Here is a 22,895-nt window from a genome sequence, read left to right on the forward strand (position 1 = left end):
CTCTGCTTCGTATAGTTAAGGGCAGCTAAGTTCCAAACAGGACGGCGTCAACCTTCCTTATGTTGGACTGCGCACACCGGGGACATTGAACGCCTCTCCGGGCGTCCGTTCTGTTCGCGCGCACACAGTGTTGGGCGTGTAAGCGCCTGCCGCAGAATCAGCGGCGAAATCAGTGTCACGCAGCAGTTCGCTGCGCAATTCAGTTTGCAACACAGGTGTCACGATAGCCGGCACTGGCACGCTCGCTGCAACGGAATACGTGCCGGAAACAACCGCGCCAGGCAACACTTCGACGGCTTGTGACACAGGCGTGGCAACTGTCCTCGTTATTTCGCCGAAACGCGTGTCTGTCCCCACGAAATGCTCGAAGAACCAGCGCTGTGCATCGGCCATCGACACCTCGCGTGACGCGCAGGTGAACAACGCGTGATCGAGTTTCGGCAAGGTCCCCGCATGCACGCGCGCAAAACGGCGCAGTCCGTTCAGACGCGAACCGAACTGGATTTTCAGCTCTTCGAGACCAAGGTCGTATTCGCCATACACGAGCCGCAGATGTACGCCTTTTGCGTCGATCCGCTGCAACAGTTGCCGCGCTTCGTTGGGCACGAGCGAGATGCCGGTCAAGCGGTCGATCAGTTCCACCGAGCGCATCGCGAGCTTCTGCCCCACGCGGCGCGACAGTCCACGCAACGTGTACACGAGCGACGACTCGCCGCGCAGCACGCGCCGCCACTTCTCGAGACTCACAACCGATTTGCGCAGGACGCGGGTCGAGGCGAGTCCATCCGTGCCGGGCGTGCGCTCCGCGCCATCCCAGATGAATTTCTGCAGATTCACCGCGAAGCAGCCGACAATGGCCGGATGCACCGCGCACGCATGCAGGCCGACGAAGGCCCCGCCGCACACGCCAAACACGACCACGCGCTGATGGCCGCGCGCGACCAGCAGATCCGCTCCGGCGCGTGCATCGGCGCCGGCCTGGTCGGCGTAGATGGTGTCCAGCGTGATGGCCGCGTTGGTCGGCACGCTGTCGCCGACACCGCCCACGTCCATTCGTAACGAAGCAATGCCCTGCGCCGCGAGCGCCCGCGCGAACAGCACGAAAATGCGGCCGTCGCCGATATGGTGGCTCGCGCCCGTGTTGACGAACAGCACGGCGGGCGCATCGGCGCGCAACGAGGCCGGCTCGCAGTACATGCCGAAATACGCGCCGAACAGCAACGGACGCTCGACACCACTGCCATTTGCAAGTGGCAACGTTAGTGAATCGAGTGGATCATTCCCAACCGGCTTCGCGGTTGAGGCGATTCCGTCATCCGCGAAACGCGCATACGTTTGCCCGTTTTGCTGAATAACACGCGTCCGCTCGACACCCGCCGAGCCCACGAGCCATTGCACGACGCGCGAAAACGCTTCCACCGGCTCTTCGCTAAAGAGTGCTTCGAGCATGAAGCGGTCGGCTTCGTCGAACGAGTGGCGCTCCACTTGCGCCCCATTGGCGCGATATCGTTCGAGCAGGGCCGTGCCTCGCGTACGGTCGTTCGCGTCGAGCAGCAGCACCCTTTTCGCGGGCGCGTGAGTATCGTTCTGCAGATTGACCGCGCCGAGCGTGGTGATGTCATCGCCATGCAGGCCAAAGCCGAACGCTTCGACGTACGCGGCGGTATCGGGAATCGGATCGGCGTTCATGCCGGCGGTCGTGCTCAACCAGCTTTGCCGATGCGCCCGCAATTCGCGCAGATAATTGCGCCCCGACAGCACAGGCGAGAGCAGCACGAGGCCGTCCACGTCGCCGAGGCGCTCGGCCGCGAGTGCGGCAAGCGTGGCGCCGAGCCGCAAGCCACATAAGGTGATCGTGGTGACCCCCGTCTCGTGACGGAGATGATTGACAGCGGCAACGATGCTGCCGATCCAGCGCTCCACGCAGCCGGGATCCTCTTCATTGCCGAGCGAATCGCCGGCGCCCGGATAGTCGAAGCGCAACACCGGCAGCCCTGCGGCAGCGATGCGTTCCGCGAGCCGACGCCAGCCGCGATGCGTGCATAGCGCGTCGTATCCGAAGGGGTTGCATAACACCACCCCCTCGCGCCCGGCGGCAGGATGCAGCCAGCCGAAGCATCCCTCGAACACTACAGGTCTCATTTTGACATCCTCATACTGCGGCAAACGGGATGCGTTATACGGTCTATCTGCGTCTGCAATGCGAGCCATTTCGGTCTTACCCCGCGGGCGTGCGCCGCTTCGTTATCACGCTCCTTCACGTTCAACAGAACGAAGGAGGTCTGGTATTTGTAAGGATTAGACCATTGGGCGGTCGGCAAATCTGTTAGCTCGCCCACACACCTTCTTGCTGCAAAGCGGTAAAGTCGCCTCAACAATCACGCCCTGTCCGGTGGTGATTTCGCGCCATGCCGCGCCATGCGTACGGCACACCGCGAACCTCTGCATTCTGTTAGCACTTCCAACCATTCAGGTGCGGGGCACCGGCTGGAACGAACGGCAGAGTGGACCTCATTGACTTCAATGCGGACATCAATGCGGACACCAATGCGGACAACAACGCGGCACTCCATTGCGGGCGAGCACACCATCGAGGAAACGGGAAATGGGATGGAAGGGATCATTGATAGAGCTGCCCGTGTGGGCAGCCGGCCGCCTCAACCCGGCCCGTGTCGATCCGACCCGCACTGAACCACGCGAGATTCTGGTTCTGCGGCCGAACGATTTCGGTGACCTGCTCACCACCACACCGCTTTTTCAGGCCTTGCGGCTGCGCTTTCCGTCGACCCGTCTGATTGCGGGCGTGGGCCGCTGGGGCCGTCCCGTGCTGGAGAACAATCCGTTCGTCGACGAAGTGGTCGAAATCGACGCGCCCTGGAACAACAAGGTCGTGCGTGATCAGTCGCTCGGCGCCGTGGCCCGCTTTATCTGGAAGTCGGATCAGGTCGCCGCATTGCGTGCGCGTGATGGCTTCGACGTCGGCATCGACGTGCTCGGCAGTCACATTGGCCTCGCGCTGATGTTGCGCGCCGGCGTGCGCTACCGGGTCGGCGTGCGCGGCTACCGCGGCGGCTGGAGCGGTTGCCAGTCGTACATCAACTTCGCCACCGACGTGCACGTCTCGCGCGCGGCGCTCGCCCAGGCTGAACTGCTCGGCGCGACCGTGCTGCCCGAGCCGCGCCCGCAGCTCTATCTCACCGAGGCCGAACGCAGGCAGGCCGAGCAGCTCTGGCGCAATGGCGCGGCAGCGGAGTCGAAACCGCTGCGTCTGCTGGTTGGCAGCGCCGCCGGCATTCCCGAGAAAAGCTGGTCCGCCCAGGCGCTTGGCGCGGCGCTCCGGCAAATCGCCTTGACCCTCGAACGCGCCGACGAAAAGATCGACATCGTGATCGTCGGCAGTCCGGCGGACGAAGCCAAGGCTGCGCAGATCGTCGCCGCCAGCGGCCTGACAGCGGGCATCCGCTCGCTCGCCGGACAGACATCCCTGCGCATCACCTTTGCGCTCGCCGAAGTGGCCGATATCGTGCTGACCAATCCTTCGATGCTGCTGCACGTGGCGGCGGCGTTCCGCCGTCCCACGGTCGCGGTGCTCGGTGGCACCTTCCCCGATGCGCAGGCGCACGACACCGTGTGGGGCTATCCACCGCCCTACCGCAGCGTTGGCCCGACCACCATCATGCCGGGCGGCCCGGCCGCCAACTGGCCGACCGTCGAGCAGGTGGTGCACGCGGTGCTCCTCACCGCTGGCGAGCGCGTGAAGAGCCGCAGCGCGGTCGGCTAGGCGCCACGCGCCGGTTTCCTCATGTCTTGCGGTGCTGTTGGGGTGGCAGTACCCACGTGCCGCTTACCCAGACATGGCGTCAAGCGTTGCGCTGGATTGTTCGCCTCGCCACAGACGCGCAACGTCGTGCACGCGCACTATGGGCAGGACATTGGCCATCCTGAACAGCTAACCCGGTCCACCATGAATCCCAAGCCCAGCCTCAAGCGCAACGCGATCGCCAATTTCCTGGGGAGCGCGTTGCCCATGCTCGTTTCGCTGGTCACGGTGCCGCTCTATCTTCAGCACATTGGCGCCGCACGCTACGGCATGCTGGCCATCGTGTGGATGTTGCAGGGTTACTTTGGCTACTTCGACCTCGGCCTCTCGGCCGCCACCTCGAACCTGATTGCGCGCCTCTCGGACCGCTCCCCGGCCGAGCGCGAATCGGTGCTGTGGACCGCCCTCGTCCTCAACGCCGGTTTCGGCATACTCGGCGGCCTGATTCTTTTTGCAGTGGGCCGCATCCTGCTGATGCAGTTCCACGTCGCGCCCGAGATCAACGCGGAAGTGCTCGTCGCGCTGCCGTGGATTGCCTGCTCGGTGCCGCTCGCCACCATCTCCGGCGTGTTCGCCGGCGCGCTCACCGGACGCGAACAGTTCGCCTCGCTCAATGCGGTGCAGTTCTTCGGCACGCTGACCTTCCAGGTGGCACCGCTCGCCGCGGCCATCCTGTTGCATCCCACGCTGCAATACGTGATTGCCGCCGCGATTCTCGGCAGCGCCGCGTCGCTGCTGGTCATGATCGTGGTGGTGTTCCGCATGTTCCCGCTGCGCCTCGCCGCCGGTCCGCGCCGCGAATTCGTCAAGCCGCTGTTTTCGTATGGCGCGTGGGTGACGGTCACCAATCTCGCCAGTCCGCTGCTCGAAACCGCGGACCGCCTGTTGATTGGCGGCATGCTCGGCCCGCAGGCCGTGGCCTGGTATCAGGTGCCGTTCAATCTCGCGGTGCGCGTGCGCATCCTGCCGGGCGTGTTGTCGCGCACGCTGTTCCCGCGGCTTTCCGCGCTCGGCACGCAGGACGCCACCGAACTCGCCACGCGTTCCGTGCGCGGACTCGCAGCCGTGATGACGCCGATGATCGTGTTCGGCATCTTCCTGATGCAACCGTTTCTCAACGTCTGGACCGGGCATGCGTTTGCGGCAAATGCGATGTCGGTGGGCGAAGCGATTCTCGCGGGCGTGTGGATCAATTCGCTCGCGGCGATTCCGTACAGCCACCTGCAGGCGATCGGACGTCCGGATCTGGTGGCGCGGTTTCACGCACTCGAGCTGCTGCCGTTCGTCGGCTTGCTGTGGTGGGCGCTGCACAGTTTTGGCTTGATGGGCGCGGCATTGGCGTGGAGCGCGCGCTGCGCCGTCGACGCCCTGCTGCTGTTCTGGGCCGCGCGTTTTGGCCGGCAACTCACGCTCGATCTGCTGGCCCCGGCCGCGCTCGTGCTGGTTGCGTTTGCCGCCACCGCGCTATTTCCGTGGCCGTCCGCCACGGGCATTGCCGCCTGGGTGATCCTGACCGGCGCGTCGCTCATCTGGGCGCTGCGCGCTGAGCCGGAGTGGAGCGCCCGCGCATGGCGCGCGCTTGCTGCCATGCGTGAGCACCGCTGGCGGCGCGCCTGATTCCGCAGTATCTAGCCGAACCGCCGAACCGATCTTTCTCTGGATAGACTGTCATGCGAATCTCCGTTGCAATGGCCACCTACAATGGCGCGCTGTACATCCGGCAGCAACTCGACAGCCTCGCGGATCAGACCGTGTTGCCGCACGAACTCGTGGTGACCGACGACGGCTCGACCGACGATACGCTAGCCGTCGTCGAGGCGTTTGCGAAACACGCACCGTTTCCGGTGCGCATTCATCGCAACCCGGAGCGGCTCAATCACGCGGAGAATTTCCTGCGTGCCGCCTCGCTCTGCCGGGGTGACTGGATTGCGTATTGCGATCAGGACGACGTGTGGCTGAAGCACAAGATCGAAGAGGTCGTGCATCTGGCGAGCCGGCCTGGCGTATCCATGGTCGTGCACGCGTTCCAGACCGTCGATGCGGACCTGCATGCGATTCGCGGTTCCGCCGGACAAAGCCGCGTGAAGCGCGGCTCGGGTCCGAACCGTTTCCCGCCGCTCGGTTATTTTCCGGGCCTGTGCATCACCTTCGATGCCGCGCTGCTGCCGCTGCTGCTCAGCAAGCCGCGTTTTCCCGACGCGCACAATCTGCGCTATCCGGCCGGTCACGACAAGTGGACCTCGTCGGTCGCGGATGCGGTCGGCACGGTGAGATACGCGCGCAAAACGCTCCTGCTGTATCGTCAGCACGGCGCGAATACCTGCGGTGCGTCGGACGACAGCATGGGGCATCAATGGCGGCAATCTTCCGCGACCGGCGCGTCGAGCTACCGGGCGGGCGCTGCACTCGCCGCGCAGTACAGCGAGACCTTCGAGCGCCTCGCCGCTTCAGAGGCCGGGGCACGCTGGCAGGAGCGTCTCTACAAGGCGGCCAACCGCTACCAGCGCACCCGCCGTTATCTGCTGGCACGCGCCGCGCTTTACGAAGCAGGCAATCTGCCGGCACGGCTCGCACTCTTTGCGAAGCTGAGCCTGACGGGCTCGTATCGCTTCAATCCATTGCGGCAACCGCTGCATGCGTTCGCCAAGGATCTTTACTTCGTGGTGTCGCATCCGTTTGGACGCCGAAACGATGATCCGACGGCCGGTTCTTCAATCGACCGCGATACGGCGCCGCTCGAACATAAATCCTGAGATGCATTAGAAGGCTGCGGTGATGGCACGCAGCCTGTAAATTGACTTGCAGAGCTGCGCGCGAACTTGCCGTGCGTCTATGGCGCTGAGCGACTGCCTTGCTGACTGCGCTTTCCAAACCCATCACGCGAATTGACCGTCGGCCTGTTTGCGGCAGACTGGTCGAGCCTGGCGTGGTCGCCGCCCGAATGTAGCCCGAATGCGGCCCGACCCTTATCCGCTAGCCGTTACCGGTTTACGTTCAAACGCTCACGGCGTGGTCGAGTTGTGCACGCCATGCACGGCCTTGCGCGCACCGTGCACGGACTGGCTCTGCTCGATGGTCTGCTCATAGAGCGACAGATACGCATCGCACACATGCTTGACGTGGAACGTTTCGAGTCCGCGGCGCGCCTGCGCTACGAGTTCGGCGCGTGCCGGTGCATCGGTCAGCAGGCGTTCGATCGCCCGCGCCAGTGCATCAGGTGAAGCGGGCGGAACCAGCAATCCCGCGTTGCCGTCGTCGAGCATTTCCGGATTGCCGTCCACGCCGGTGGCCACGATCGCGCAACCTGCTTCGCGCGCTTCGCACAGCACGAGGCCGCCTGGCTCCTTGTGCGAGGCCAGCACGAACACGTCGGCTTCTGCGAGATGCGCACGCGGGTTGGCGACGAAGCCTGTGAAGTGCGTACGTGCGGTGACGCCGAGTTCCTGCGCAAGCGCCTCCATCATCTGGCGATCAGGACCGTCACCCACCAGATACAGCGCGGCAGTCGGGAAGCGCTCATACAGTTGCGCGAAGGCCCGCAGCAGATCCTGAATGCCCTTACGCTCGTACATGCCTGCCACCGTGACGATGGCAGGATGATCCAGTCGTGCGGCAGCAGCAGGCTCGGCCGGCGTGAAGCGCGGCGTACCGATCGTGCCGTTGCGCACCACCGAAAGACGCTCCGCGGGCACACCGCGCGCAGCCATCGACGCCGCCACCGCGCGGCTCACGGCCACCACCCGATCGCCAAAGCGCATCAGCGAAGCGCTCTTCTGGAACTCGTTGTGCACCGTCGTGATCAGCACATAGCGGCGCCGCAACACGCCGAAGCGGGCAATCAGCGCGCCGGTCATCATATGTGCGTGCACGACGTCCGGATCGCATTGCCGCAGCATGCGGTTAAACCCTGCCAGCATGGCCGGCAGACGCCACGGTTCACGCGACTGCGGCAGATGCACATGACGCACGCCATGCCGTTCGAGCAGCGCTTCGAAACCACCACCGGAGGTCGCGACGGTCACCTCGTGGCCCGCGCGCGCCTGCATGCAGGCCAGATCGACCATCATGTTGACGATGCCGTTGCCCACGTTCTGCGCATGGTTCGCGAGATGGACGATTTTCATGGTTGCCTGCGCCAGTTCAATGGATAGAGGAAGATGCCTGCGCCAGCGGACGCGCCGGCGGCATGAAGCGATACATCAACGCCTTGCCGTGCGCGTCTTCTTCGACGAACACGAGGTACTCGCCCGTGGCGAGACGATGCGCGGTGACGGGCATCGACACATCTGCCCAGCCACTCGTCTCGCCCACCTCGGGCCCCGGCTTCAACAGCCCGACTTCGTCGCCGGTGCCGCGATCGAACACGCGCACGAAAGCCGTATGCGTTTCCACCGCGAAAATGTAGTCACCCGCTACCGCAAAACCATTCAACGACGCGGGCGCCGGTGGCGCGCGATCCGGCAAATCTATCTTGTAGCGCAGCTCCGGCTTGCCGCTCGACCAGTGGTCGTAGCGTGCGAGCGTCGAGCCCATGCCGTTCCAGTTGTATCCAACGAACGGCCGTTCATGCGTCGAGCCGGAAATGAACATCGTGTCGCTCGCGGGAAAATAATTCACGCGGGCAATCCGCTCGAAACCTTCCGGCATCGGATAACTGCGCATGCTTGCATGCGTGTACACCGGATTGCCGGTTCGATCGAAGCCTTGCAGCGGAAAGCGCCGGATGCCTTGCTCCTGGCTCGCCCACCACACGTCCCCTTTGCTGTCCACCCAGTAGCCGGACATGGGCGGTGCATCGGCGCCCGTCGCGCTCTGGTCGAAGTCACCCGGTGCAAAGCGGCCGTGACCGGCCGTGTCGCGCCAGATCCACTCGCCATGCGCCGGCTGATTCGGCGGCCACGCGCCGTCCACATGCACCGGCACGATCAGCCCGGACGGAATCGCCGTTTCGCGGTCCGCCGCAAAGCGGTAAATGCGCAGATACATCGACGTCTGATCAATCGTGTACAACAGACGGTGTCCATCCACATCGCGCACGAGCGGCGTGCCGCGCTGCCCCTGCTTCAGGTTGAACAACGGATCGTACGGATAGCGAAAGCGGTCGGCGGTGAAGCCCGCATACGACCACTCCTCGCCCGCTCCGCGCGACAGATCCATCGCGAATCGTTTAGTACCGCTATACACAGAAGGCGGCTCGCCATCGGCGAACTGCGCACCGTCCACGAACAGCAGCGCCTGCAGACTGAAGCGGCGCTGGCCTGCCGGCGTATAGCTCTCGATCAGGGTGCCGTCGCAATTGCACGGACCGCCGTCGAAGCCGCGCGGTCCTGCACCGTTCATCGACACGTACACGTTACCGGCCCGATCGACCCCGACACCCGTGAGCCCGTTGAAGCGCAGCGGACCCACCGCACCCGCCCGGCCGGCGTAAATGCCGCCTGCTTCGCCGAGGGTGCCAGAAAGCTGCATCGAGTTGTCCTTATCGTTTGCAACCTGCGAGGAACTGCCAGGCTGCGCCGATCCGGCCGATCCGGCAAATCCCGCAGCTGGCGCGGAGAAAATCAGGATCTGCTGACGCGCGCTGTTATCCGCGATCAGCAAGCGGCCCTGCGTATCGAGCGTGAGATCGACCGGGATCGTGCCCGGCGGCAACCTCAGGCTGCCGAGCAACGCCCCACTAAGGGCATGATGCGTGACACGCCGCTGACTGTCTGTGCGGCTGCGCTCTATGATCCACAGCGTGCCGTCGGGCGCGACTGCGAGCTTGCCGGGTTCGCGCACGGCAAAGCCGCCCGTGCGCTGCATCGAGCGTGCATCGAAGATGTCGATCCGGTTATCGGCCATGTTGGAGACGAACAGATGCGTCGCGTCCGCAGCGAGGCCGCGTATGGCCAGATCCTGAGACGTCGGGCTCTGCGCGATGCGCAAGAAGGACAGTGGCGTGTTGGGCCAGTCCATCTGCCCATCGAACGGAATGCTCTCGCGAAAGTCGGCCCGGCTGCGGCGCGTCACGCCATACCAGAGCACGCCCTCGGGCGGCATATGCTTGAGCGCCGCAACCTGATTGCCGAGACTTTCCACCGCCTGGGCCACGAACACATAGTCGTTGTTGACCGCGATCGCATCGCCGCCGCCGAGTCCCCAGCCGTGCGAGAGTCCCGCATAGCCGAGCAACTGTCCATCGCGATAGTGGCCGATCTCGCCGCCGCCTTCGTCCCACGGCGCATTGGTGAACACGTCGCCCTCGGGCGTGACGGCCAGCGCCTGCACGTCGATCTGCACCCAGCGTTGCTGGGCGTAGCCCCAGGTGTTGCCCACCCACGAGGTGCGGTACACCAGCGGCGCGTGGTCCGCTGCCGGCGTGCGAACGGGCGTCGGCGCCGTGGCCGTGACACTGCTATCCGGTACCGGCGCGGCGCGTGCTGACGCAACGGGCGCGGCCGTCGCCGCAACGCCTGCAATTCCAGCAATACCCGTCCTCACGCCGTCCGGGTTGCGTGCCGCGAGAAACGCCAGCAGTGGCAATGCCAGCACGCCGACGCATACGAGCCGCTCGAAGATGCGCCGCGAGCCCGAACCCATGACAGCCGCACAGGATCAGAAGGCGTCTATCGCTTCGCGATAGACGTGAGCCACCTGCGCGGCGACGACCGGATTCGCGAAGTGCGTGCGGGCGTACTCGCGGCACGCTGCGGCACCAGGCAGCGCCCGCACGCCGAGCAACGCATCGGCCATGCCGCTGCCGAGCGCGTGAAAGCCCGTTGACGGCAGCACCAGATCCGGGGACAGCGGCGCCACCGCTTCCGGCAAACCGCCGATGGGCGTCACCAGCACCGGCGTGCCCGCCGCGAGCGATTCGATCGTGGTCAGCCCGAACCCTTCGAGGGCCACCGTCGGCACGACGGTGATATCGGCGGCGGTGTACCACAGCGGCAAATCCGCATCCGGGACGAAGCCCGCAAGGCGCACGTGCCGCTCAAGGCCACGCGCAATGATGCGCCCTTGCAGCAGCGGCTCCAGTGGCCCCTTGCCCGCAATCGTCAGCAGAACGTCCGGAACCGACTGCTTGACCACGAACATCGCGTCGATCAGATCTTCGAGACCCATGCGCGAGACCAGCCGCCGCACGCAAAAGATCTGCGGACGATCCTGCGGCAAGTCCAGCCGCTCGCGCGCCTGACGCCGCGTGAGGCCGGTATCGAAGCGTTCGACATCCACGCATCCACGTACCACGCGAATGCGGTCCTCACGCACGCCGTATTCCGTGTGCAGGATGCGGCCAAATGCTTCGGATAACACAATATGGCGTGTGCCGCCCCGATAGACCATACGCTCCAGGGCGTGACGCGCGGCGCGCGACAGCGAGCCCCGCCCTTCCGCGCCGGACTCGGAGGCCCAAGGGCCATGAAAGTGCACGACGCGCGGCACGCCGCGAAACACCCCGACCGTGGGCGCCGTGTACAGCGCGAAGTGCGCCGCGATGACATCGGGCATGCGCGCCCGCTTCAACTGGCTCGAATGCGTACGGGCTCGCCATAGCCGCGAGCCGAGCCCGGCCTGGGCCTGCGCGAAGGGATGCACGAGACCGCCGGACGATTCCAGCACGCCCGGTGTACCCGCCACCAGACCGCGCACGTTGACGCCCTGTTCCGGCAACGACTCGATCAGCGCCTTGAACATGCGGTCGAGGCCACCTGGTCGCTCGGCAAACCAGTGCATGCCGATCTGCAACGAATCTATCGGTGTGCTCATGATTCCACCGAAATCGCCGCGTGCGCGACCGTCGAAGCCGCAGGCGCCCGACGCGCAGCAAGCCGCTCGTACAGCGACAGATAGCGCGCCGCCATTGCCTGCCAGCCAAGCCGCGTGGCCTGCTCGCGCGCGGCCAGTCCCATTTGCCGCGCGTGCTCGCGATCTTCCGCAATGCGCATGATGGCTGCCGCGAGCGCCACTTCGTCCTCGGGATGATCGAGCACGATGCCGCTGTCGGCCGAAATGACTTCCGCGCCGCCCGCCGTGCGCACCGTCACCACCGGCAACGCTGCCGCCAGCGCTTCGAGCAGCACCAGACCCATCGGTTCATAGCGCGACGGAAACACGAACGCATCCACCGAGCGCATCAGCGCCGGCATGTCCTTGACGAGATCGACGAAATGCACGCGCCCGGCGACGCCAAGCGAAGCCGCCAGCGCCGGATACGGGCTGTTGCGCAAAATGCCCGCCACCACCAGATGCACGTGCTCAGGAGTGGCAACCAGCGCGCGCAGCACTGTGTCGAGATTCTTGCGCGACATCCGCAGATCGCCGGCGAACAGCAGCATGAACGGCGCCTGCGGCAAACCGAAGCGCTCGCGCTGCGACTCGCCCGGCGCGAACTCCGTGGTATCGACGCCGTTATGGATCACTTCGAGCCGGCCCGCGTCGATGCCGAGCGCGCGCACTTCGTCGCCCACCTTCTGCGACACCGGCACGATGACCTCGGCATGCCGGAACGCCCACTTCTCGCACCATGCGTTGAGCCGCGTATACAGCACCTGATACGCCTGATACGCGCCGCCGAAAAAGCGAAACGGATAGAAGCCGCAGCGATACCAGCCGTCATGCACGAAGTGCACGGCATTGACGTCGGCCCGTGCCCACGAAATGAAGCCGTTCACATGGACCACGTCGAACTCACGGCGATGCGCGCGAATCCACGCACCGGTACGCCATGCGAAGAGCTGATACTGCAGCAGCCGCGTCGGCAAACGGCTCACGCCGATGGTCACGCTGCGTGCCCGCGGATGATTCGCCAGTTCAGGCGCGATCTGCGAAGCCAGCAATGTGACTTCGTGACCGGCCTCCAGCGCGGCGAGCGCGATCTCGTAGTTGACCCGCCCCTGGCCATCGTTCTTCGTCACCTGGTGCGTGACGAACAGGATCCGCATAGGCTTCGCGCTCATAGCAGCCCCTTTTCGGGCGCGGGCGTCGTATGCCCTTCGCGCGCATAGCGCAGCGCGATCACCGGCAGGATCACGCCCATAAAAAAGAACATGCCGGGAAAGCCCGTCAACGTGTTGACGAAAATCATCATGGCGAACATGCCGAGTGCCACGCCCACACCGCAGATCGCAAAGCGATCCTTGTTGCGCAGACGGCTCGCGCAAAACGCCCGCCAGATCAGCGTCAACACACCGGTCGCATACAGCAGCGTGCCGGGCCAGCCCATCACATACGGCACTTCCATCAGGCCGCTATCGAACACCACGCTCGCCTGGGTCGAATCGTCAGCGGAGAGCTTGGTGCCCTGGCCGGTCGTGCCGAGCCCCTGCCCCGCGATATCCGTCAAGGCCACGGAGAGGAACGTCTTGTAGAACTCCTCGCGCACCTGATAGCTGTTGTCCTGGCTGATGTTGCCGATGGTGCTGAAGCGCGTGGCGATATTGTCGGACACCTGATCGATCATCGCGAGCGGCGCGCACAGCATGGCGAAACCGAGCGCGCCACCGATCAACCGAAACCGGCTGCGGCTGTCGAGCATGGCAAGCGGGTAGATGAGACCGAGGATCAGCCCGCCCCACGCGCTGCGCACCGCCGTGAACAGCAACGCGGCGAAGCCGAAGAAGCCGGTGGCGACCCGCATCTTGCCGCGCGCCGCAAGCGACATCAGCAGCACCGACATGATGGTCACCGCGAACGGGCCCGAGGAATTCATCGTACTGCCAATACGCATGCCGAACGGCACCGGGTGGCCGTCCGTATCCATGTGCGCGGAGATCATCCAGAACACGTCCCACGGCGGCGGCGACACGTATTCGATCACGCCGTAGATACCCATCACAGCACCGCCGTAGACGAAGGTCTTGAGCAGCACGCGATGGTAGACCGGGTACTCCTGCCAGGTCACGACGAGCTGAAACGCAATCAGCACGGGAAACAGCCAGTTGACCAGCGTGTAGACCGCTGCCGCCGGACCGACCTGCGCCATGCCGACGATAAACGAATAGAACAGCGCCAGCACGATCATCACGAGCGGCAACGCGCGGCGCTGGCCGAGCGCCTTGACGTGCTTGATCAGGGTGATTCCCGAGAGCGCGACCGCCAGCATGGGTGCCACCATGATGGGACTTTGCGGATTGAACGTACCGCTAACGAAATCCGCGAGGCGCCGCACTTCCGGCGAGAGGAAGAACAACCAGCAGACGAATCCGAGGTACAGGGCCGGCGAACGGCGGTAGTAGTTCACCGCGATCACGAACGCGGCACCGGGGTAAAACACCTCGACGATGCGCCCTTGATGCAGGACCACTAACAAAAGCGTCACCGCGAACATCGCGAGCGGCGCGAACAGCGGCCGGCGCATCGCGCGCGTTGCACGGGTCGTGGTGGAGACGCGTGGCCGTTCGGCAAACGCGGTCTCGTCTGCCTCACGTGGGTCACGTGGGTCACGCGGCGTGGAGAGTGACGCGGATGGCACGCCGGCCGGCGGCCGGAACGAAGTCGACAGCGCGCTCATGACAGGTGCGCGGACACGTGCGCGCCAAAAGCAAGTGCCGGTGCGGCGCGAGCCGCCGCGGTCCATGCGGTCGCGTTGAATGAAGCAAGCAGGATTGTCACCATCGCCCCCCGGCGTGTGCGCATCGTTGGCGCGATCACAGCAATTCGAATGTATTGACGACGGTGAGCCCTTCGCGTTGCCGGCGCAGACTGCCACTCAACGGTTTGGCGCTGCGCGGCGAACGCGTCAGACCAATGAACGGAACACCATGTTCGAGAAACGGTCCTTCGGTCTTACGAAAGCTGAACTGCTCGTAAAAGCCGCGCAGTCCCACCGGTGCCGCCACGCGAATGGCACGCCCCGGCCAGCGTTCGGCGCTCGCCTGAAGAACCCGCTCGATCAGCAGCTCCGCCGTGCCGTCACCGCGCCGTGCGGGACTCGTCAGCACCTTGTCGATCACCACTTCCGGGTCTTCCGCGTCGCCCGGCTGAACGCGTGCATAGGCGAGGATCGGCATGGGCCGCGACATGTCCTCGGCGGCGAAGATGTGCAGCGCCGTTTCATCGCGCCCATCTGCGTCGAGATAGACGTGCGACTGTTCGACGATAAACACCGCGCTGCGCGCTCGCAGGATCAAATACAACTCGCGCGCAGTGAGTTGCTCGAATTCCAGCGTTTTCCAGTTCATCAAGACTCCCAGCGATTCGTTTTGCACGGCCACAGAGACCCAGCCGGGTGCGTCCCGGCGCCATGACCAAACGTTACGTCCAGGACCCGTTAATTTCCGTGCGGCATCGCACTGACGATAGTGCATTGCAATTCGTTTAATACGAACAAACCGGCGCGGGGGCCGCTCACTGCCAGGCAATGCCTGGCGTGTCCCGCTTCCGGATGTGTCAGCACACGCAGGCGGATTTCCATTCCGCCCGTGCGCCGGCACTAATCGAAGCGGCCACGGGGTTCTCGGGATAATTCACAAGAGGGGCAGTTCTCCATGAAAACAGCACTTAGGCGCATCCTTTCCGAATCAGCCCGTCTCGACGTGCCGCCGGACACGCTCGCAGACGACGCAGACCTGTATGCAGCAGGTCTGTCATCGCTCGCGACCGTGCATCTGATGCTCGCGATCGAAGACGAGTTCGGGATCGAGATTCCGGACCGCATGCTTACGCGCCGGCTCTTCTCGAGCATCGATTCGCTGGCCGCAGCGGTCAACGAATTGCAACAGGCAAAGGCCTCAGCATGAACGCCCCGCTGCTGCATGACGCCGTCGCGCGCGACGGCAGCGTGGCGCCGGCCGCCGACGCATCGGCCGCCCATGCACCCGCCGCGCTCGCCGCGGTCGATCCAGAGCCAGGCTGGCGCGCCGCTGCCCAGCGCGCAGCCGCAATCGCCGCACAATACGCGGATTCGGTGGACCGCGAAGCGCGCTTCCCCACGGAAGCCTTCGACGCCTTGCGCCGGGAACGCCTGCTGTCGGCGCTGGTGCCTGCCGAGTACGGCGGCCCGGGCCTGACGCTGGTCGAAGTCGGCGCGATCTGCGAAACGCTGGCGCAGGCCTGTGCATCGACCGCAATGGTCTACGCCATGCATCAGATCCAGGTGGCCTGCATCGAGAAGCACGGCAACGGCGCCGCGTGGCACCGCGCCCTGCTCGGCCAGCTCGTCGAGCATCAATGGCTGCTGGCTTCCGCTACGTCTGAAGAAAACATTGGCGGCAGCATGCGCACCAGCGCGTGCGCAGTGGAGATCGACGGCGCAGCTTTTCGGATCGAAAAGCTCGCCCCGACGATTTCCTACGGCGCTTACTCCGACGGCATCCTCGTCACGGCGCGCCGCACGGCCGAGTCCACCGCCGCGGACCAGGTGCTGATCGTCGCGCTGAAGGCGGACACGCAGCTCGAAAAGCGCGGCAGCTGGGATTCGATGGGCATGCGCGGCACCTGTAGCGAAGGCTTTCGCCTCGTCGCCACCGGCCTCGCGGAACAGATCCTGCCCACGCCGTTTGCCGAGATCGCCGACCAGACCATGCTGCCGGTCTCGCACACGCTGTGGGCCTCGGTATGGACCGGCATTGCCAGCGACGCGGTGAACCGCGCCAGCAGCTTCTTCCGCGCCCAGGCGCGTTCGAAGCCCGGCACCATGCCGCCGGCCGGACCGCGGCTCGCGCAGGCCGTGGGCATGCTGCACATGATGCAGGCGCGCCTCTCGGTGGGGCTGGAAGCCGCCCAGGTGGCCCAGCAGGCGGTGGACGGAGCCTGCCAGGCCGACACACCGCTGTCGGCCATGCTCGGCTTCGCCTCCGACATGAACACGCTGAAAACCAGCATTTCCACCACGGCGCTGCAGGTCGTGCAGGAAGTGCTGATGGTGGTCGGCATGGCGGGTTACAAGAACGGCACTGAATACAGCGTGGGGCGCCATTTGCGCGACCTTTATTCGGCACCGCTAATGATCAACAACGACCGGATCGCGCAAAACACCGCGAGCCTGCTGCTTGCCCAGCGTCCGGCCGCACCGGGGAGAGCCTGACATGAACACGATTACGGATACCGCCGCCGCTCAGGCCACCGCCACGGCTGCTGCCGCTGCTGCAGCGCCGCGCGGCGCCGAAGCCGCCGGCTTTCGCGACGAACTGCTCGCCGCGGGCATCCTGATCGACACCGGCGAAAACGGCCTGTATGGCCGCAGCCAGGTGTTCGAGGATGTGGTGGAGCGTCTGAACGTGGCCATCACGCATCTCGGCGCGGACCAGCAGCCAGAAGTGCTGCGTTTTCCGCCGGCCATGCGCCGCACCGACTTCGAAGATAGCGAATATCTGAAGAGCTTCCCAGATCTGGCGGGCACCATCCATTCGTTCTGCGGCAATGATTCGGGCCATCAGCGCCTGTTGCGCGCGCTCGATAACGCGATGGCGGAAAGCGACGACGATCGCAGCGAAGAATGGATGTCGCAGCAGAAGCCCACTCGCCTCGTGCTGACGCCGGCGGCCTGCTATCCGATCTATCCGGTGATCGCGCGACGCGGCCCGCTGCCGGCCAACGGCCGCACGGTCGACGTGCTGTCGTACTGCTTCCGCCACGAACCGTCGCTGGATCCGGCGCGCATGCAGATGTTCCGTCAGCGCGAATACGTGCGCCTCGGCAGCCCCGAGCAGGTTATGGCATTCCGTCAGATGTGGATCGAACGCGGCTCGGCGCTCGTGTCCCTGCTCGATCTGCCGGTCGACGTGGACCTCGCCAACGACCCGTTCTTCGGCCGCGGCGGCAAGATCATCGCAGACAGCCAGCGCGCCCAGGCGCTCAAGTTCGAACTGCTGATTCCGGTCGCCAACCCGAACGGCAAGACCGCGTGCCTGTCGTTCAACTATCACATGGAACATTTCGGCGAGATCTGGAAGATCGAGTGCGAAGACGGCTCGGTCGCCCATACGGGTTGCGTGGGCTTCGGCATGGAGCGCATCACGCTCGCCCTGTTCCGTCATCACGGTCTGGATGTCAACCTGTGGCCCGACGAGGTGCGCGCGCTGTTGTGGGGCGACACGCATGCCCGTATCGCGCATGCCCTTGCGGGAGACAGCGCATGACTCCGTTGCCGTCCAGCCTCCTCGCCGGCATGACGAACGCCTTCCCTCCTCCGTCCAGCGGCGCCGCGCCGCTGCGCCAGCACGAGTCGCATGCGCTGCACCAGGGCGAGCGCGTCTGGAAAGAAACCAATTGCTACGTCGATCTGTGGATCGAACTGCTGCATGGTTTCGGGCTGGACCCGCGCGCCGCATTCGGCTTCACGGTGACCCAGGACTTCGAAGGCGATCAGTTCACCTTCTTCAAGTTTCCGCTCGAGGACCTGGAGCGGCTGTACGGCACCCAGGTGCAGGAACTGGCGATCTACGACTCGCTGGAAGACCGCGTGCTCGCGCAGACGCAGCGCGGCCATACGGTGCTGGTCGAGGTGGATGGCTTTTATCTGCCGAATACGCGCGCCACGTCGTATCAGCGCGAGCATCCGAAGACCACCATCGGGGTCGACTTCATCGATCCGGTAGCGCGCCGCCTTGGCTATTTCCACAACACGGGCTATCACCTGCTCGAGGGCGAGGATTACGACGGCGTGTTCCGCAAGCTGCCGCAGTTCTCTCAGCAGCCGGACCTGCTGTTCCCGTATGTGGAGTTCGCCAAACAGGTACGGCCCGCGCTGGAAGGCGTGGCGCTGGCGGAGATGTCCGCTGAACTGCTGTGCGAGCATCTGCGGCGGCGTCCGCTGCATAACCCGATCTCGCAGTGGCGCGTGGCGTTCCCCGAGCATCTGGAGCGGCTGCTCGAACGCGGCGAGGCGTACTTCCACCCGTATTCGTTCAACCTGATGCGGCAACTCGGCGCCAACTTCGAATTCCTCTCCAAGTACCTGCAATGGCTGAAGGTGCAGGGCTTCGAGATGCCGGATTCGATTCCGAACGCGGCCCAGACTATTGCCTCGGAAGCGATGGTGATGCAGTTCCGCCTCGTGCGGGCCATCACCCGCAAGCGCCGCGACCTGTGCGACGACTGCTTCGACGTGCTGGAAAGCGCCTACGAAAAGACCCTGCCGCCGCTCGCCGGGCTTGCGCTGTGACGCGGCCATTGACCCGGAGCCGCCGTGCGCCATCCGTCCGCCGATCTGCTTGAACGCTTGCCGGAACGGGTTGCGCCCGGCGTATCGGAGGAAGGGGGCACGGCCCTGTGGCCAAGCCGCCTCGAACATGGCTGGCAGTGCCTCAGCACGGCCGCAGGGGCTTGCGTATCGCCCGCCAGCTGGCCTGCCGATGGCTGGCTGAGCGCGCAGGTGCCAGGCACCGTCGCAGGGGCGCTACGCGCCGCTGGACGCTTCGACCCGAACCATCCCCCGGCTCTTGCCTTCGACGACCACTGGTATCGCCTCACGCTGACCGGGCACGGTCCGCAGCGACTACGCCTGCATGGCCTCGCCACGCTCGCCGAAGTCTGGCTGGACGGCCACAAACTGCTCGAATCCGATTCGATGTTCGTCGCGCACGATCTGGATCTCGAACTGGCCGGCAGCGCCACGCTCGCGCTGTGCTTCCGTTCGCTCGCGCCGGCGCTGGCCGCGCGCCGCTCGCGGGCGCGCTGGCGGCCGCGCCTCGCCTCGCCGCCCACCCTGCGTAACGTGCGGACCACCCTGCTCGGCCATATGCCGGGCTGGTGTCCGACGGTGCAGGCGGTCGGTCCGTGGCGGCCGGTGGACTTGCTGAGCGACGCGACTGATGCGATCGACACACTCGATCTGCGCACTCACGTCGAGCAGGCCGATGGCGTGGTCTCCTTGACGTTGCGCTTCGTCCATCCTCACGATGACGCGCCGCCCGCCTGGCTGAGCGCGGGTGGCGATGCCAGCGCCGCAAGCGTCAGCGCATCCTTGACGTGGCGCGACGCCTACACCCTCACCGGCACCTTGCGCCTGCCGCAAGCCGAACTCTGGTGGCCGCATACGCATGGCAAGCCTGCCCTGCATGCGCTGTCTTTGCAGATGCACAGCCGCGCCGCAGCGCATCTGCCGCTAGGCAACGTTGGCTTTCGTACCATCAAGGTGGACCACGGCACCGATGGCGCCGGCTTCGCATTACGCGTGAACGGTACGCCGATCTTTTGCCGCGGCGCCTGCTGGACCAGTGCCGATCTCGTGACCCTGACTGGCACGACGCATCAACTGGAACATGCGTTCGGTCTTGCGGTCGCCGCTGGCATGAACATGCTGCGGGTGGGCGGCACGATGGTGTACGAGTCCGATACGTTCTATAAGCTGGCGGATAAACACGGCATTCTCATCTGGCAGGACTTCGCCTTCGCGAACTTCGATTACCCGAACGACGAGGTCTTTCTCACCGCCGCGAAAACGGAAGCCGGCCAGTTTCTCGCGCGCACGCGGCGCCATGCATCGCTCGCGGTGCTGTGCGGCGGCAGCGAGATCGACCAGCAGGCCGCGATGATCGGCTTGCCGCCTTCGATGCGCGCGCAACCGCTTTTCACCGAACATCTGCCGGACATCGTGCAACGCGAACGGCCCGACGTGCCCTATGTGGCGCATTCGCCGACCGGTGGCACCTTGCCGTTTTCGACCCGCACGGGCGTCACCCACTATTACGGCGTCGGCGCCTATCAGCGGCCGCTCGAAGATGTGCGGCGCGCCGGGGTCCGCTTCGCCGCCGAATGTCTCGCCTTCGCCAACGTGCCCGACGACGTCACGCTGCACGACGCGCTCGGTACCATCCACGCACACGATCCGCGCTGGAAAGCCGCGGTGCCGCGCGATCAGGGTTCCGGCTGGGACTTCGACGACGTGCGCGACCATTACCTGCAAAGCCTCTATGGCGTCGAGCCGGGCCGGCTGCGTTACGACGATCCGCAGCGCTACCTGGATCTGTCACGCGCGGTCGTTGCCGAGCTGATGAGCGACGTGTTCGCGGAGTGGCGCCGTCATGGTTCGTCGTGCGCCGGTGCGCTCGTCTGGCAGTTCCAGGACTTGCGGCCAGGCGCGGGCTGGGGTGTCGTCGATGCAACAGGACGGCCCAAGAGCGCCTGGCATGCCCTCGCGCAGACGTTGCAACCGTTGCAACTCGTGATGACCGACGAAGGCCTGAATGGCCTCGACCTTCATCTGATCAATGAGGGCAGCGAACCGCTGCAGTTGCAGCTCGAACTGATGAGCCTGCGTAACGGCGCGGTGAAAGTGGCGAGCGCCCAGCGCCTCGTCGAGCTCGCGCCGCGCAGTACGCAAACCCACAACTCGGCGGACCTGCTCGGCCAGTTCTTCGATTTTACGCATGCCTACCGATTCGGCCCGCGCTCGCACGACGTCACCATCGCAACCCTGCGCGATTCAGTGAGCGGGTTAGTTCGCGCTGAAGCGTTCCACCTGCCGGAGCGCCGTGTACATGAGCGCAACGAACTCGGCTTGAGCATCAAAACTGAACGCACCGACGATGGCTGGCAGCTCGTCATCGAAGCGCAACGCTTTGCACGCTTCGTTCATATCGCGGATTCGAATTACCGCGCTGAACACGACTGGTTTCATCTCGCGCCGAACCGTCCGAAGACCGTGCGCCTGCTGCCAGTCCTGCAACGAAACGCGCATGACGTATGTAACGCTCTCGTGAACGATACACAAGCCGCGCCCAGCGGCGAGGTGCGTGCCATCAACGGCAATGCACCGGTGTTCTATCCATAACCGCCTGGTATCCCGCAAGACGCCCTTCTGCACGGCATGGCAGCGTGCGAAGGGCGTCGCGCGCCGCCAATTGTTATGCATGACGGATTAATTTGGCGACGGTTTCAAGACAATAAAAAGACCGTTGGTGCGTCAGCGAACGCAATTGAAGGAACACATCTGAATCAAATTCGACACATCCGGGGCGGCGGGCTGAAACAGGCTAACCGCAAGTGAAACACGGTTTCAGAGAACTTACAGCGGCGGGGTAAAAATAAGACAATACGGTGCAGGATCAAGCGTTTACACACGCTTTTCTCGGAACCGGATGAGGTTGGGCCCTTCGGCACCCCTTGTACAAAACTGAAACAAATTCTCACATCCGGCTTCACCAGACCCCTCCATGTGTTTCGCTGCGCCGCACCAGTGCTTGCTTTACAGCCACCTGGCACGGTCCTCGCTAAAGGAGAAGCGCAACACAAAGCGCGATCGCAAATAAACCAACAACGTGATCACGCTAAGGCCATTACGGGGCCGGCACTGTTCGTCCATCGTCGCTCGCCAGGCGGCAATTCAATAGTGGATACGGTGTCCGGATCAAAAACAATGAAGTCGCGTAATGCGTGACTTCGCGCGAGGACCGATCATGTTGACCCTTCAATCTGACTTGCATGGAAATCATCTGCTTGGTGCCCTTCCTTCGCATGAATGGCAGGCGCTAGCTCCCCATCTCGAACTGGTTCATTTGCGCAACGAGCAACTGTTGTGCGATTCCGGTCAACGTATCCATCACGTTTATTTCCCCACCACCGCGATCATCTCGATGCTCTCGACGATGGAAGACGGCAGCTCCGTCGAAATCGCCGCAGTGGGCCGCGAAGGCATGACGGGCGTGCCCGTGCTGACGGGCGGCGAAACCATGCCGAACCGGGTGCAGGTGCAATGCGCGGGCTTCGCGTATCGCATGACTTCGCAATGTCTGAAGCAGCAGTTCGCGCGCTCCGATTTTCTGCGCCGCCTGATGATGCTTTACATGCACGCACTGCTCACGCAGGTCGCACAGACCGCTGCCTGCAATCGCCATCACTCGCTCAACAAGCAACTGTGCCGCTGGCTGCTGATCGAAGTGGACCGCGTCGCCTCCAACGAGTTGACGGTGACCCAGCAACTGATCGCAGACATGCTCGGCGTGCGCCGCGAAGGCATCACGGAAGCAGCCGGCAAGCTGCATAACGACGGCCTGATTCATCACAGCCGCGGCCATATCAAGGTGCTCGACCGTACTGCACTGGAAGCACGCGCCTGCGAATGCTATGGCCTCGTGAAGCGCGAGTTCGACCGCTTGCTGCCGCGCTTGCGCCAGGCAGAGTCGGTCGCCTGACGGACCTCGTAACTGCT

Annotated in this window: 17 protein-coding genes and 1 pseudogene; 10 read left to right on the plus strand and 8 right to left on the minus strand. The window is 64.6% G+C overall.

Annotation, left to right across the window (positions count from 1 at the left end):
* Window positions 1-57: 57 nt before the first annotated feature.
* Window positions 58-2,142, minus strand: coding sequence for a serine aminopeptidase domain-containing protein (locus D0B32_RS10230; protein WP_181969773.1), 2,085 nt, complete (start codon window positions 2,140-2,142; stop codon window positions 58-60).
* Window positions 2,143-2,605: 463 nt separating this feature from the next.
* Between D0B32_RS10230 and D0B32_RS10235 the strand changes: the two genes are divergently transcribed.
* The 3 genes from D0B32_RS10235 to D0B32_RS10245 all read left to right on the plus strand — a co-directional run bounded on the left by D0B32_RS10235 (window position 2,606) and on the right by D0B32_RS10245 (window position 6,573).
* On the plus strand, window positions 2,606-3,781 hold the full coding sequence (locus D0B32_RS10235; protein WP_117333834.1) for a glycosyltransferase family 9 protein: 1,176 nt from the start codon (window positions 2,606-2,608) through the stop codon (window positions 3,779-3,781).
* Window positions 3,782-3,964: 183 nt separating this feature from the next.
* Window positions 3,965-5,437, plus strand: a complete 1,473-nt coding sequence (locus D0B32_RS10240) for a flippase (RefSeq protein ID WP_181969774.1) — start codon at window positions 3,965-3,967, stop codon at window positions 5,435-5,437.
* Between the two features lie 53 nt (window positions 5,438-5,490).
* Window positions 5,491-6,573, plus strand: coding sequence for a glycosyltransferase (locus D0B32_RS10245; RefSeq protein ID WP_117333836.1), 1,083 nt, complete (start codon window positions 5,491-5,493; stop codon window positions 6,571-6,573).
* Between the two features lie 249 nt (window positions 6,574-6,822).
* Here D0B32_RS10245 and D0B32_RS10250 read toward each other — a convergent pair whose 3' ends face one another.
* The 6 genes from D0B32_RS10250 to D0B32_RS10275 all read right to left on the minus strand — a co-directional run bounded on the left by D0B32_RS10250 (window position 6,823) and on the right by D0B32_RS10275 (window position 14,985).
* Complete coding sequence (locus tag D0B32_RS10250) at window positions 6,823-7,944, minus strand: glycosyltransferase family 4 protein (protein WP_117333837.1); 1,122 nt, start codon at window positions 7,942-7,944, stop codon at window positions 6,823-6,825.
* A 16-nt stretch (window positions 7,945-7,960) separates the two neighbouring features.
* Window positions 7,961-10,402 (minus strand): hypothetical protein, encoded by a 2,442-nt coding sequence (locus D0B32_RS10255; RefSeq protein WP_117333838.1) that lies wholly within the window; start codon window positions 10,400-10,402, stop codon window positions 7,961-7,963.
* 15 nt (window positions 10,403-10,417) lie between these two features.
* Complete coding sequence (locus D0B32_RS10260) at window positions 10,418-11,572, minus strand: glycosyltransferase family 4 protein (protein ID WP_117333839.1); 1,155 nt, start codon at window positions 11,570-11,572, stop codon at window positions 10,418-10,420.
* Window positions 11,569-12,747, minus strand: coding sequence for a glycosyltransferase family 4 protein (locus tag D0B32_RS10265; RefSeq protein ID WP_117333840.1), 1,179 nt, complete (start codon window positions 12,745-12,747; stop codon window positions 11,569-11,571). Before D0B32_RS10265 ends, D0B32_RS10260 begins: the two co-directional genes overlap by 4 nt.
* Window positions 12,748-12,758: 11 nt before the next feature.
* Window positions 12,759-14,315, minus strand: coding sequence for a hypothetical protein (locus D0B32_RS10270; protein WP_147329513.1), 1,557 nt, complete (start codon window positions 14,313-14,315; stop codon window positions 12,759-12,761).
* 136 nt (window positions 14,316-14,451) lie between these two features.
* Window positions 14,452-14,985: a GNAT family N-acetyltransferase gene (locus D0B32_RS10275; RefSeq protein WP_117334163.1), complete on the minus strand. Its 534-nt coding sequence runs from the start codon at window positions 14,983-14,985 to the stop codon at window positions 14,452-14,454.
* Between the two features lie 306 nt (window positions 14,986-15,291).
* Here D0B32_RS10275 and D0B32_RS10280 point away from each other — a divergent pair, with 306 nt between their 5' ends.
* The 5 genes and pseudogenes from D0B32_RS10280 to D0B32_RS33185 form a co-directional block, all read left to right on the plus strand.
* Entirely contained in the window at window positions 15,292-15,543 is a 252-nt protein-coding gene (locus D0B32_RS10280; RefSeq protein ID WP_117333842.1) for an acyl carrier protein, read from the plus strand.
* Complete coding sequence (locus D0B32_RS10285) at window positions 15,540-16,829, plus strand: acyl-CoA dehydrogenase family protein (RefSeq protein WP_117333843.1); 1,290 nt, start codon at window positions 15,540-15,542, stop codon at window positions 16,827-16,829. The genes D0B32_RS10280 and D0B32_RS10285 overlap by 4 nt, the downstream gene beginning before the upstream one ends.
* Before the next feature lies 1 nt (window position 16,830).
* Window positions 16,831-17,883 carry an amino acid--[acyl-carrier-protein] ligase gene (locus tag D0B32_RS10290; protein ID WP_117333844.1) on the plus strand — a complete coding sequence of 351 codons (1,053 nt, stop codon included), beginning with the start codon at window positions 16,831-16,833 and terminating at the stop codon, window positions 17,881-17,883.
* Window positions 17,880-18,908 carry a DUF1839 family protein gene (locus tag D0B32_RS10295; RefSeq protein ID WP_117333845.1) on the plus strand — a complete coding sequence of 343 codons (1,029 nt, stop codon included), beginning with the start codon at window positions 17,880-17,882 and terminating at the stop codon, window positions 18,906-18,908. The genes D0B32_RS10290 and D0B32_RS10295 overlap by 4 nt, the downstream gene beginning before the upstream one ends.
* A 210-nt stretch (window positions 18,909-19,118) precedes the next feature.
* Window positions 19,119-19,469 (plus strand): annotated as a pseudogene (locus tag D0B32_RS33185) (glycosyl hydrolase 2 galactose-binding domain-containing protein); the annotation flags it as partial.
* A gap of 1,245 nt (window positions 19,470-20,714) precedes the next feature.
* Here D0B32_RS33185 and D0B32_RS33190 read toward each other — a convergent pair.
* Entirely contained in the window at window positions 20,715-21,116 is a 402-nt protein-coding gene (locus D0B32_RS33190) for a sugar dehydrogenase complex small subunit (RefSeq protein ID WP_117334164.1), read from the minus strand.
* A gap of 57 nt (window positions 21,117-21,173) precedes the next feature.
* Between D0B32_RS33190 and D0B32_RS33195 the strand changes: the two genes are divergently transcribed.
* Together D0B32_RS33195 and D0B32_RS10305 are read left to right on the plus strand one after the other, a co-directional pair.
* Complete coding sequence (locus D0B32_RS33195) at window positions 21,174-21,518, plus strand: glycoside hydrolase family 2 protein (protein ID WP_404935546.1); 345 nt, start codon at window positions 21,174-21,176, stop codon at window positions 21,516-21,518.
* 625 nt (window positions 21,519-22,143) lie between these two features.
* Window positions 22,144-22,878, plus strand: coding sequence for a Crp/Fnr family transcriptional regulator (locus D0B32_RS10305; RefSeq protein ID WP_117334165.1), 735 nt, complete (start codon window positions 22,144-22,146; stop codon window positions 22,876-22,878).
* Window positions 22,879-22,895: the final 17 nt, after the last annotated feature.

The organism is Paraburkholderia sp. DHOC27, assembly GCF_003429005.1.
Classification (GTDB): Bacteria; Pseudomonadota; Gammaproteobacteria; order Burkholderiales; family Burkholderiaceae; genus Paraburkholderia.

Bases quoted from the DNA above. Each gene is read 5' to 3' on its own strand.
- D0B32_RS10290 (WP_117333844.1), top strand. From the start codon at position 16,831: ATGAACACGATTACGGATACCGCCGCCGCTCAGGCCACCGCCACGGCT.
- D0B32_RS10285 (WP_117333843.1), top strand. From the start codon at position 15,540: ATGAACGCCCCGCTGCTGCATGACGCCGTCGCGCGCGACGGCAGCGTG.
- D0B32_RS33190 (WP_117334164.1), bottom strand. From the start codon at position 21,116: ATGCGTAAAATCGAAGAACTGGCCGAGCAGGTCCGCCGAGTTGTGGGT.
- D0B32_RS10295 (WP_117333845.1), top strand. From the start codon at position 17,880: ATGACTCCGTTGCCGTCCAGCCTCCTCGCCGGCATGACGAACGCCTTC.
- D0B32_RS10250 (WP_117333837.1), bottom strand. From the start codon at position 7,944: ATGAAAATCGTCCATCTCGCGAACCATGCGCAGAACGTGGGCAACGGC.
- D0B32_RS10245 (WP_117333836.1), top strand. From the start codon at position 5,491: ATGCGAATCTCCGTTGCAATGGCCACCTACAATGGCGCGCTGTACATC.
- D0B32_RS10255 (WP_117333838.1), bottom strand. From the start codon at position 10,402: ATGGGTTCGGGCTCGCGGCGCATCTTCGAGCGGCTCGTATGCGTCGGC.
- D0B32_RS10235 (WP_117333834.1), top strand. From the start codon at position 2,606: ATGGGATGGAAGGGATCATTGATAGAGCTGCCCGTGTGGGCAGCCGGC.
- D0B32_RS10240 (WP_181969774.1), top strand. From the start codon at position 3,965: ATGAATCCCAAGCCCAGCCTCAAGCGCAACGCGATCGCCAATTTCCTG.
- D0B32_RS10270 (WP_147329513.1), bottom strand. From the start codon at position 14,315: ATGAGCGCGCTGTCGACTTCGTTCCGGCCGCCGGCCGGCGTGCCATCC.
- D0B32_RS10275 (WP_117334163.1), bottom strand. From the start codon at position 14,985: ATGAACTGGAAAACGCTGGAATTCGAGCAACTCACTGCGCGCGAGTTG.
- D0B32_RS10230 (WP_181969773.1), bottom strand. From the start codon at position 2,142: ATGAGACCTGTAGTGTTCGAGGGATGCTTCGGCTGGCTGCATCCTGCC.
- D0B32_RS10280 (WP_117333842.1), top strand. From the start codon at position 15,292: ATGAAAACAGCACTTAGGCGCATCCTTTCCGAATCAGCCCGTCTCGAC.
- D0B32_RS10260 (WP_117333839.1), bottom strand. From the start codon at position 11,572: ATGAGCACACCGATAGATTCGTTGCAGATCGGCATGCACTGGTTTGCC.
- D0B32_RS10265 (WP_117333840.1), bottom strand. From the start codon at position 12,747: ATGCGGATCCTGTTCGTCACGCACCAGGTGACGAAGAACGATGGCCAG.
- D0B32_RS10305 (WP_117334165.1), top strand. From the start codon at position 22,144: ATGTTGACCCTTCAATCTGACTTGCATGGAAATCATCTGCTTGGTGCC.